The sequence below is a fragment of the Bacillus sp. P4_D3 genome (assembly GCF_056401855.1).
This window is the reverse complement of sequence record NZ_JBFUIN010000754.1, coordinates 1-1,446: the sequence shown is the minus strand read 5'-3', so window position 1 is coordinate 1,446 and position 1,446 is coordinate 1. Positions and strand designations below refer to the sequence as shown.

2 protein-coding genes are annotated in these 1,446 nt (G+C 33.7%); both read left to right on the top strand.

Annotation, left to right across the window (positions count from 1 at the left end):
* Nucleotides 1-1,113 (top strand): aminotransferase class V-fold PLP-dependent enzyme (locus AC1DTM_RS26345; RefSeq protein ID WP_477001269.1); only part of this gene is annotated, 1,113 nt, incomplete at its 5' end.
* Nucleotides 1,114-1,218: 105 nt separating this feature from the next.
* A partial coding sequence (locus tag AC1DTM_RS26340; RefSeq protein WP_477001268.1) for a pyridoxal-phosphate dependent enzyme occupies nt 1,219-1,446 on the top strand: 228 nt, incomplete at its 3' end.

Genomic DNA, 1,446 nt, shown 5'->3' with positions numbered 1-1,446 from the left:
GCTTTCCAGCCCATGTATGTTACACCCACTAAGTTTGAAGAATCGAGTGTTGGGGGGATTATGACGGAAGAATATACGTTTTTACCTGGCCCAGTAGACATCGAAGAGAATGTCCAAAAGGCATTTTCTACTAAGCCTATTTCCCATCGCTCCAAGTCATTTCAAGTGACGATGGAAAATGTAAAAAAACGATTACTTCAAATAACGAAAGCAAAACGTGTACAAGTTATGTTAGGAACAGGGACGTTAGCGAATGATGCAATTGCTTTACAGTTACGTTCATTAAAAGGTAAAGGACTAGTTTTAGCGAACGGGGAGTTCGGTAATAGATTAATTGAGCAGGCAAAACGTGCACATTTAAATTTTGATACGTATAAAAAAGAAATGGCAGAGCCGTTTATTTATACAGAATTAGAAAAAATAATGGCAATTGGAAATTATGAATGGCTTTGGTTTGTTCACCATGAAACATCAACTGGAATGTTAAATAATTTAGAAGAACTAGACATTCTTTGTAAAAAGTATCAAATGAAACTATGTGTAGATTGTATAAGCTCAATTGGAGCAATACGAATAAATTTGAAGGATGTATATTTTGCAAGTGGTGTAAGCGGAAAAGCGATTAAATCATTTACAGGATTATCTTTCGTTTTTCATAATCACATTGTAGAGAAAAACGAAGCAATACCTGTGTATATGGATATTGGCATGTATGAAATGAATGATAGTATTCCATACTCTCATTCATGGAATTTAATTTATGCATTGCAAGAAGCATTGAAGCGATTTGAAGATGAAGAGGCATTTGAAAAAATAAAAGAGGCGTATGCTTATATTGAACAAGCTATTACTACTATGGGTTTAAAGCTTGTTTCACCTAAAGATCATGCCGCTCAAATTGTTCTTACCATTCAATTAAACGAAGGGCAGTCTACTAAGGCAGTAGGCGATGCATTAGCATTACAAGGATATATTTTTCATTATGAATCAGCATATTTACAAAAGAATAACTGGATTCAAATAGCATGTCTGAATCACTATAAAGAACGTGATATGAAGAGGATGTTAAATTGTTTGCAGATGTGTGTCTTAAAGAAGGGCGTACAGGTATGACGAATGTTTTCTTAACATAGTTGGTTGCGTATAAAGGAGTTATTATTTACGAAAACTGAGGAATGACAATAGAGTAGATCATAAATCATTGGAAGAGGTGTTAGTATGATAACTAGTAAACTACCATTACATATAGCAGACATTAAAAAGGCTCAAAAAATTCTTGATAGAAACGTTCGTAAAACACCATTAGTAAAATCTTTTTATTTGACTAGTAAAACTGGTGGAGAAATTCATTTGAAGTTAGAAAATATGCAATTAACGGGTTCTTTTAAATTCCGTGGTGCATTTAATAAAATGTCGCAGCTTACAGAGCAAGAAAAAGAGAAAGGC